The sequence below is a fragment of the Kitasatospora sp. NPDC056138 genome (genome assembly GCF_042264695.1).
Taxonomy (GTDB): Bacteria; Actinomycetota; Actinomycetes; order Streptomycetales; family Streptomycetaceae; genus Kitasatospora.
Genome location: NZ_JBHJVK010000035.1, coordinates 81,490 through 90,315, shown reverse-complemented (window position 1 = coordinate 90,315; position 8,826 = coordinate 81,490). Strand labels below are relative to the sequence as shown.

Genomic DNA, 8,826 nt, shown 5'->3' with positions numbered 1-8,826 from the left:
CGCCAACTCACCCACTGGGGCCTCGAAGAAACCACCTTCACCACCGAACTCATCCTCAGCGAACTCATCACCAACGCCATCCGCTACGCCACCGCCCCCATCCGCGTCCGCCTCCTCCTCGACCGCACCCTCATCTGCGAAGTCTCCGACACCAGCAGCACCTCCCCCCACATGCGCTACGCCGCCGCCGAAGACGAAGGCGGCCGCGGCCTCTTCCTCGTCGCCCAACTCGCCGAACACTGGGGCACCCGCTACACCCCCGACGGCAAAATCATCTGGGCCGAACAACTCCTCCCCCCACCCCAGACCAACACCCCCGACTAACCCCCACAACCAACCCACACCACCCCCCCGGACAACCAGCGCACCGGCGTGGCCCGGCGGGCATCGGAGTTGCGGGCCGGGAGGCCGGCCGGGGCGGGGTGTCGGGGGTCCTACGACCGGGGTGGGGAGCCCGGGGGGCTGATCCCGGGCTCGGGTGCTCAGTGGCCGGGGGGCGTCCCGGGGTCGCGCTGCGGCGTGAAGGGCCCGTCGGTGACGAACCGGCGCAGCTGGTCGGCGAAGGCCCGTGCCTCGGCGGGCGGCCAGGAGCTCAGGGACGCTTCGATGTGCGCCGCCAGGCGTCGCCGGCTCGCCGCCACCACCCGCTCGCCGTCGGCGGTGAGGATCAGCAGGGCGGCTCGCCGGTCGGCCGGGTCGGGTTCCCGCCGGACCAGCCCGGCCGCTTCCAGCCGGGACGCGCGCCGGGTCACACCGGACCTGTCCAGCCCGACCTCGGGCGCCAACTCGGCCGCGCTGCACGGCCCGGTCCTGGCCAGGCCGCTCAGCACCGGGTAGGTCAGGTCGTCCACCGCCTCGCCGAGTCCGTCGGTCAGGCCCTGGTAGAGGTGCGCGCGCGTGCTGCGCTTGAGCAGGAACCCCAGTGCGTCGGCGATCTCTTGTCCCACGTCGTTCTGCATGACTCCAGATTAGCGTGCGCAGCGCACGCTGATGCGGTACCGTTCGTAATGCGTGCGCAGCGCACGCACTTTCCGAACGTTACGACGAAGGGACCCGCCATGGGCCACACCGACATCGCCACCGCTCTGAACGACCTCCTCTTCACCCCCGGGCTCGACCTGCACGAGGCCGCCGACCGGCACTTCGCCCCCGACTACCGCCAGCGCACCGACGGCCGCTGGGACGACCGCCAGGAGTTCCTGACCCACATCGCCCACCTGCGCACGGTCGTGGCCGGCGGTTCGGTCGAGGTCCACGACGAGCTCACCGACGGCAACCGGTACGCCGACCGGCACACCGTCGACATCACCAAGACCGACGGCTCCGCCGTGCGCATGGAGGTCTACCTCTTCGGCGAGTTCGCGCCCGACGGGCGCTTCAACCGCGTCGAGGAGACCACCCTGATGCTCGACGGCGACGAATCGGACCGGAACCTCGGCAGCGCCCGCTGACCAGGACGCCACCGTCAGGTCGGACCCGGCCGCAACGGAGGAGCGGGCCTCGGACACCGGGGCCCGCCCTCCGTTGCGAGACCGACTCATCTCCCGCCCGACGGAACGGAGTTCACATCCGGCCGGCGACCACGTCCCGTGCGACGGCAACGGCCCGGATCCGGTCCTCCACTTCCCGCACGGCACATCCGACGACCCGGGCGGCGCGCACCCGACCCGCCCTCACCTCGGCCACATCGGTGATCTCGGTCGTTCCGGAGTACGCGACACCCACAGGCCGGGCCCCGGCGGTCCAACGCCAGGGCCCGGCACCGTAGTTCGTCAGGCCCTCAGGCGCCGAGGCTCAGACCCCGGACGCGCAGGTCGGGCGCGGCCAGGAAGCCGCCCCAGCCACGGCTGAAGCGCAGCAGTCGGCCGGTGGCCTCGACCTGGTCCATCAGTTGGTGGACGTTCCCCGCCACGGTGAACCCGCGGACCGGCCGGCTCCGGCCGGACGACCCCACCAGCAGGCCGCTGGCCCCGAAGGAGAAGTCACCGGTCACCTCGTTCGCCATGTGCATGCCCTGCGCCTGGGTCACCCACAGCGCGTCGGCGTCCTCGCCCCGGTCGACCTGGGTGGCCAGCGCGTCCCCGCCGGCGAGGACGAGGCACCCCGCGCGGACCGAGGGCATCTCCCCGCGCGGACCGCGCCAGCCGGACCCGGTGCTGGCGGCACCCGCCTCCATCGCGGTGCGCCGGTCGCTCAGGAACCCTTCCAGGACGCCGTCGTCGACCAGCCGCACCGAGCGGGTCGAGGTGCCCTCGTCGTCGAACGGAGCCCAGAGCGGGGCGTCGTCGAGCGTGACGTCCTCGGTGATCGAGAGCCCGCGCGCGGCCACCCGCTCGCCGGTGCGCTCGGCCCAGCGGGACCGCTGCTGGCGCACGGAGTCCAGCATCAGCGTCGGGGCCAGCAGCCCCAGCAGCGCCGCCGCCACCCGGCCGTGCAGCACGACGGTCGCCGGCGCACCCTCCAGCAGGCCGGCGCCGGAGTGCGCCAGCGCCTCCTCCTCGGCCTCCCGCATCGCCTCGGCGGCCGGTCCGTCCAGCAGCCGGGGTACGGACCGGCCGAAGCGCTCGTCCACTCCGAAGCCCACGCCGCTGCCCTGGGCTCCGACCCGGACCTGGAGGGCCGCCGTGCTGTCCTGGTAGGAACCGGCGAAGCCCCGGCTGTGCCGCAGGTGCACCTCTCGGTGCTGGGTCTGCACCCGCAGTTCGGCCCGCAGACCGCTGCGCTCGTGCGGCTCGGCGGACAGCTTCCGCAGTGCCTCGGCCATCTCCTCGGCCGGGGTCGGGTCCAGACCCGGGGCGACGGCGGCGGCGGTGCCCCCGGCCACCGGCGTGGCGGGCAGCGGCCCCCGGGGGGCGAGCCGTTCGCCCAGCTCCAGCGCCTGCTCGACGGCGAGTTGCGGCGGGGTGTCCGGGGTGCACACCAGGTACCCCTCGTGGCCGTCCCGCCAGGTCCACAGCGCGACCGTGGCACTGTGGCCGCCACCGGACCGGTCCACCCGGCCGTTGACCGCGACGAGCTCGCTGCTGTGCGCGATCGACAGACTGGCCTCGGCGACCGCGCCCCGGCGCTCGGCGCAGTCCAGCACCTGCGTCAGATAGGTGTCCTCGGACATCAGCTCGTTCCTCCCACCAGCATCGAAGCGACCCTGAGCGTCGGTCCGCTGACTCCCACCGGGATCAGCTGGCCGAACTTCCCGCACTTGGCGGCGCCGAGCTGGACGTCGTTGCCGATGGCGTCGATGTCGGTGAGCACCTTGGCACCGTTGCCGGCGATGGTGGTCTCGGCGATCGGGTCGGTCAGCCGGCCGTTCTCGATGTAGTAGCCGTTGGTGACCCGGAAGACGAACTCCCCGGTGGCTTCCACCACTTCGCCACCCGCCACGTGCTCGGCGTAGATGCCGCGCGGGGTGTCGGCGATGATCTCCTCCGGTGTCAGCGCGCCTGCGCCCAGGCAGGTGTTGGTCATCCGGGGGATCGGCGGCTGCTGGTAGGAGTGGCACCGGCCGTTGCTGGTGAGCGAGGTACCCAGCCGCAGCGCGCTCTCGCGGTCGGTGAGGAACGAGCGGAGCACGCCGTCCTCGACGAGGGTGGTGGCCGAAGCCGGCACCCGCTCGTCGTCGTACCGGTGGGAGCCGACCGCGTCGGGCAGCGCGGCGTCGTCGACGATGGTGACGCCGGGTGCGGCGATCCGCTCCCCGACCCGCCCGCTGTAGATCGATCCCTTCAGCACCTCGTCCCCCTCCAGGGGGTGGCAGCACGCCTCGTGCAGCAGCACGATGCCGCGCCCGCCGGCCACCACCACCGGGAACTCGCCGACCGGAGCCGGGCGGCCCTCCAGCGAGTGGACCGCGCGGACCGCCGACTCCCGACCGATGGCCGCCGCGTCCAGCAGACCCGGTGCGCCGGCGATCCCTGGCGTGTAGAACCCGGCCGCGATCCGGTCGCCGGTCTTCGCCACGGTCCTGACGGTGAGGTAGACGAGGTCGCGGCGGTCCTCCACCACGCCCTGGTCCAGCGAGCCGATCCGCACACCGCGCCGGACCACGTCGAAGAAGATCAACACCTGGACGATCCGGGGGTCCTGGGCCCGCGCCGCGGCGTCGATCCCGTCGAGCAGCGCCATCAGCTCCGCGGTGTCCGCCTCCTGTGCCGCGCCGGCGGCGTCCCACGAGGCCCGCTGCCCGGCCGCGCCCTCCCGGCGGCGGCCGTTCGCCGGGGACCGACCACCGAGCAGCTCGTCCACCAGCGAGTCGGCAGGCGCGGAGGCGGCCCGGTAGCGGAACCCGTCCGGGGTGAGCAGCCGCACGGCCATCCCCGCGTCGACCACCAGCGTGGTCTCCGCGAGCCGGCCGTCCGCGTACCGGCCGTTGCGCCGCACCGAGCTGTCGACCAGGACGGTGCCCTCCAGCCAGTCGCTGCGGCGCCTGCGCCTGAGGTGCGCGAGCAGCACCTCGCTCTCCTGCGTCATCCGGTCCTGGTCCGGCTGCGCGAGCAGCCGGCTCTGCTCGCGTCCGGCCGGTTGTTGCCCTGTCATCGCGCTCCCGTCGACCATGGCTGACTCACTTCTGCCGAGTGACAATGTGCAGGCGGTCCCGGACGAACCGGAACGCCTCTTCCAACTCCCGCTCGTCCCGGCCGTCGAGCAGGACGCAGCCGACCCGGTCGGCGGAGGAGGACAGCGGCCTGACCACGTCCCCGGGTTTCGGCCAGACCGAGGCCCTCCGGACCGCGGGGTGCGCCTGGACCTCGTCCAGGCCCTCGACCGCGAGCACGGTGCCGGCCTCGGCGATCGGGAACCAGCTGGCGGCCCGGCGGACCGCTCCGGTGGGGGGAACGTCCTGCAGGGGCCGGCCCATGGCGAGCCTGAGCACCGCCTCGTAGAGGTCGAAGCCGTACGCCGCCGAGATGACGTCCAGGATGTAGTCGCCGGGCGTGCGCACCGCGACCTCCATGATGCAGGGACCGCTCTCGGTCAGCCTGAACTCCAGGTGCACGATGCCGGTCCGCATGCCCAGTGCGCTCACCACGCGGGGGACCAGCCGGTCCAGGGCCTCTCCCGCCGCGCCCGTCAGCCGCTGTCCGGGGCGGTGCGCGCGTTCCACGAACTGCGGCGCGCCGGTGGTCTCCTTCGCGGTGAGGTTGCCGAACAGCACCTCACCGTCCCGCAGCAGCCCCTCCCAGCTGTACTCGGGGCCGGTGGCCAGGGATTCGACCAGCAGCCGGCCGCTGCCCGCACGGCGCCGGACGGCGTCCGCGAAGGCGGCCTGGTCCGCCACCAGTTCCACTCCCGCGCTGCCCGCCCCGGTGAGCGGCTTGACCACCACGGGCAGTTCGGCGGACACCCACTCCTCGGCCGAGGCGAGGTCGTCGGTGACCACGTGGCGCGGCTGCGGCAGGCCGAGGGCGCCGAAGGCGGCCCGTTGCAGCGCCTTGTTGCGCGAGACGGAGGCCGCGTACATCGACGGTCCCGGCAGACCGAAACGCTCCTGTACCAGGGCGGCGGCCAGCACCTGGGGCTCGGAGAAGGCCAGCACACCGTCCGGGCGCCGCTCCTCGGCCGCCGCGCACGCGGCCTGCGCCCACACCTCGTCCGGTCCGCCGGGCGTCACCACCACCTCGTCCACCCGGTCACCCAGCAGCTTCGCGTGCTGGGCGGTCTCGATCAGCCTGACCCGGACACCGAGTCGGCGGGCCGCCTCGATGTAGGGGACGCCCAGGAAACCGGCACCGATCAACAGCAGTTCGTCAGACATGCTCTTCCTTTGCGACAACAGTGGTGGATCCCACGGTGCGATGCAGCAGCACACCGGTCCCGGCGAGCACGAGCGCGCCGCCCGCCAGCAGCACCCAGCCGACCCGCACGTCCAGCGAGGCGGCCACCGCCACCCCGAGCGCGGGCCCCACGGTCGAGCCCACGTTGGACCCGAGCGAGGTCAGGGCGCTCACCCGGCCGAGCAGCCCGTCCGGCGCGAGCCGCATCATCAACGGGTAGAAGGAACAGGCGTAGGCGGTCTCTCCGACGGCGAACAGCACCGCGAACGCCACCATCACCGAGGGGCCGACCGGTGACCGCAGACCGGCGGCCAGCGCACCGCAGCCGTAGGCGCCGGCCCAGAACAGCGCACCGACGACCAGCGCCGAACTCTCCGTACGGCGGCTGAACCAGCGGCGCAGGGGCGCCTGGAGCAGGACCACGACCGCGGTGTTGACCGCCACCACCGCCCCCAGCAGCCACACCTCTCCGGCCAGCGCACGGTGGATCAGCAGCGGAGCCGCGGTCTCGAACTGCGCGTACCCGAACAGCAGGCTGAAGCACTGGACCAGGGCCAGCAGCAGGATCGGCCTGGACCGCAGCAGGGTGAGGTAGCCGGAGCCGGTGCGCCGCTCCTGCTCCTGCGGCGGCTCGTCGGGCTGCCCGGCCGGCTCGGCGTCCCGGCCCACCGGTCCCACCCGCAGCAGGGTGACGGCGAGCGGGAGGAAGGTGGCTGCGTCCGCCAGGTAGAGCAGGTGGTACCCGGTGTCGCCGTGCAGCCGGCCGACGATCGCGCTGCCGGCCGCGGCACCCAGGCCGATGCCCACGTTCATCGCCGTGTAGCGCTGCGAGAACGCGCGCCGTCGCTGCGACTCGGGGACCACGGCGCCGAGCGCCGGCGGCAGTGCCGGGAAGAGCAGGGAGTTCCCCGCCCCCACGACCACCGCGCAGAGCATCACCGAGAGTGCGGATCCGGCCAGTGCCAGGAGCGCGTACCCGGCGGCCAGCACGACCAGTCCGGCCGCGGCCACGGCTCCCGGCCGCCGCCGGTCCGCCAGCCTGCCGCCCACCAGCGTGCCGAGGAAGCTGGTGACGGCGATCAGTACGAAGTACCGTCCGGCGGCCTGGGCCCCCAGGCCCAGTTGCGACGAGATGTAGACCGCCGTGAGCGGCAGCACCATGCCGCTGCCGAAGCTGGAGACCGCGAAGGAGACGAGCAGGGCCGGGTACCCGACCGTGCCGGTCGGACCTGGCACCGGATCCGGCGCGGGCGGATCCGGCGCGGCCGTCGGCGAGGCCGCGGGTGCGTCGGAGTGCTCCGGTGCCCCGGTGTGTCGAACTGAAGGATCGGAAGACGATTCGTCCGCCATCCGGCGTTTCCCCCCTCTGGCGGTGCCGTGCCTGAGCCGACAGCGATCCCGCGCTTTCGTTGATGCCGTGTCAGGACCGGTTCAGCAGGCGGCCGTCAGGCCCTCCTGCCGTCCGTCGTCCAGGCCGTACAGACCGCCGGGACCCGTTTCCAGCAGCCGGCTGACGCCGCCGACGCTCGCCTTGCGGACCAGCTCGTGCCCCCGGTGCGCCAGGCCCTCGAACACCGCCTGGTCCAGCGTCTCGTCGACCTGGAGCTGCTCGGGCCGGTCGGCCTCGGTCTTGTCACTGCCGGGGAAGTAGGTCCAGCGCGGCAGGGTCAGGGCACGCAGCGGTGTGGCACCGTCGACCAGCAGGGCGGCGGTGACCTGGGTGTTCCACTGGCACTGTCCGTCCCCGCCCGGCGTGCCGCCGAGCCGGCGGCCGCCCCGGTGGTCGCTGATCGTCCAGGGGAAGATCGTGTTGACCGGGCGGGCGCCGGGGCGCACCCGGTTGGCGTGGTCCGGCGAGAGCGTGCTGCTGCGGCCGAGGCGGTTGCAGAGCAGCAGCCCCAGCTCGGGGACGCCGACGCCCGCGCCGAACCCGAGGCCGAGGCTCTGCACCCAGGTGACGGCGTTGCCGAAGCGGTCGGCGACGACGAAGTGGGTGGTGTCGCCGTGCGAGTAGTGGCCGGCGTAGCGGCACGCGCTGCGCCTGTCCACGTCGACGCCGCGGCCCAACTCGGCGAGCACGCCCGGGTCCAGCGGATCGGGCATCGGCTTGTCCACGACCTCCGGGTCGCGCAGGTGCTCCAGCCGCCAGTTGAAGGTCTGGTTGAAGATCTCGGAGAGTACGTGCATGCCCGCCGCGGACCCGCTGCCCTCCTCGGGGGCGAACGAGGCGTAGAGCGCGAGGTTCTGCAGCATCAGCGGGCCCTGGGTGGGCGCGGGCGGCACCGCGATCCGGTGTCCGGCGAGCTCCAGCGTGGTCGCCGGGCCGAGCCGGGCGTGCGAGGCGAGCAGGTCCTCGGGGGCGAGCAGCCCGTCCAGCTCCGTGCTCAACCGGCCCACCCGGTCGGCCAGTTCCTGGCGCAGGCCGCCCGCGTCGAGCTGTCCGGCCATCGTGTAGAGCCGCTCCAGGCCGCTCTGGCGCAGGCGCGTCCCCACCGCCTCGGGCCGGGCCGCGGCCGCGTAGACCTCCCGGAAGGCGGGCTGCTCCAGTACCTGCAGGTTCTCCCGCGTCCAGCGCTGGAACTGGCTGGTGACCGTGGCGCCGTCCGCGGCGGTGCGCACCGCGGGACGCAGCAGTTCCTCCAACGGCCTGCTGCCGAACCGCTCGTGGAGTGCGTACCAGGCGTCCATCAGGGCCGGTGTGGTCGAGGAGAGGACCCCGGTCCGCGGCACGGTGCCCAGCCCACGGTCGCGGAACGCGGCCGGGTCGGCCGCGCCGGGCGCCCGGCCCAGACTGGTCAGCGCCAGCGGCTGGTCCTCGCCGCGCACGTGCAGGACGGCGGCGGCGTCACCCCCGGGACCCGAGGCCATCGGCATGCACACCGTCAGCAGCGCCGAGGCGGTGATGGCCGCGTCGAAGGCGTTGCCGCCCTCCTCCAGGACGGCGAGCGCGGCGACGGTGGCCAGCGAGGAGCCGGTGGAGGCCAGGGCGCGGTGGCCCCACTGCTGACGGTCCCTCAGGATCACGCGCACAGCGGGCCGCCCTTCACCAGCGGCG

8 protein-coding genes are annotated in these 8,826 nt (G+C 73.7%); 2 read left to right on the top strand and 6 right to left on the bottom strand.

Translation table 11 applies throughout. The features are described from left to right. Positions 1-324 (top strand): ATP-binding protein (locus ACFC1R_RS21685; RefSeq protein ID WP_375940946.1); only part of this gene is annotated, 324 nt, incomplete at its 5' end. Between the two features lie 158 nt (positions 325-482). Here the strand turns inward: ACFC1R_RS21685 and ACFC1R_RS21680 are convergent. Then, positions 483-959: a MarR family winged helix-turn-helix transcriptional regulator gene (locus ACFC1R_RS21680; RefSeq protein WP_375940944.1), complete on the bottom strand. Its 477-nt coding sequence runs from the start codon at positions 957-959 to the stop codon at positions 483-485. Positions 960-1,058: 99 nt separating this feature from the next. Here ACFC1R_RS21680 and ACFC1R_RS21675 point away from each other — a divergent pair, with 99 nt between their 5' ends. Then, positions 1,059-1,451 (top strand): nuclear transport factor 2 family protein, encoded by a 393-nt coding sequence (locus tag ACFC1R_RS21675; protein WP_375940942.1) that lies wholly within the window; start codon positions 1,059-1,061, stop codon positions 1,449-1,451. 329 nt (positions 1,452-1,780) lie between these two features. Here the strand turns inward: ACFC1R_RS21675 and ACFC1R_RS21670 are convergent, their stop codons facing one another. The 5 genes from ACFC1R_RS21670 to ACFC1R_RS21650 form a co-directional block, all read right to left on the bottom strand. Further along, positions 1,781-3,112 (bottom strand): metallopeptidase TldD-related protein, encoded by a 1,332-nt coding sequence (locus ACFC1R_RS21670; protein ID WP_375940940.1) that lies wholly within the window; start codon positions 3,110-3,112, stop codon positions 1,781-1,783. Beyond that, positions 3,112-4,533 carry a TldD/PmbA family protein gene (locus ACFC1R_RS21665; protein WP_375940938.1) on the bottom strand — a complete coding sequence of 474 codons (1,422 nt, stop codon included), beginning with the start codon at positions 4,531-4,533 and terminating at the stop codon, positions 3,112-3,114. The genes ACFC1R_RS21670 and ACFC1R_RS21665 overlap by 1 nt, the downstream gene beginning before the upstream one ends. A gap of 25 nt (positions 4,534-4,558) precedes the next feature. Next, the gene (locus ACFC1R_RS21660; RefSeq protein WP_375940936.1) at positions 4,559-5,752 is read right to left on the bottom strand and encodes an ATP-grasp domain-containing protein; all 1,194 of its coding nucleotides are present in this window, start codon (positions 5,750-5,752) and stop codon (positions 4,559-4,561) included. Further along, positions 5,745-7,007: an MFS transporter gene (locus ACFC1R_RS21655; protein WP_375940934.1), complete on the bottom strand. Its 1,263-nt coding sequence runs from the start codon at positions 7,005-7,007 to the stop codon at positions 5,745-5,747. Before ACFC1R_RS21655 ends, ACFC1R_RS21660 begins: the two co-directional genes overlap by 8 nt. Before the next feature lie 195 nt (positions 7,008-7,202). After that, the gene (locus ACFC1R_RS21650) at positions 7,203-8,795 is read right to left on the bottom strand and encodes a gamma-glutamyltransferase family protein (RefSeq protein ID WP_375940932.1); all 1,593 of its coding nucleotides are present in this window, start codon (positions 8,793-8,795) and stop codon (positions 7,203-7,205) included. Positions 8,796-8,826 lie beyond the last annotated feature (31 nt).

Coding starts and splice junctions, on each gene's coding strand:
- ACFC1R_RS21680 (WP_375940944.1), bottom strand. CDS start 959: ATGCAGAACGACGTGGGACAAGAGATCGCCGACGCACTGGGGTTCCTG.
- ACFC1R_RS21675 (WP_375940942.1), top strand. CDS start 1,059: ATGGGCCACACCGACATCGCCACCGCTCTGAACGACCTCCTCTTCACC.
- ACFC1R_RS21670 (WP_375940940.1), bottom strand. CDS start 3,112: ATGTCCGAGGACACCTATCTGACGCAGGTGCTGGACTGCGCCGAGCGC.
- ACFC1R_RS21665 (WP_375940938.1), bottom strand. CDS start 4,533: ATGACAGGGCAACAACCGGCCGGACGCGAGCAGAGCCGGCTGCTCGCG.
- ACFC1R_RS21660 (WP_375940936.1), bottom strand. CDS start 5,752: ATGTCTGACGAACTGCTGTTGATCGGTGCCGGTTTCCTGGGCGTCCCC.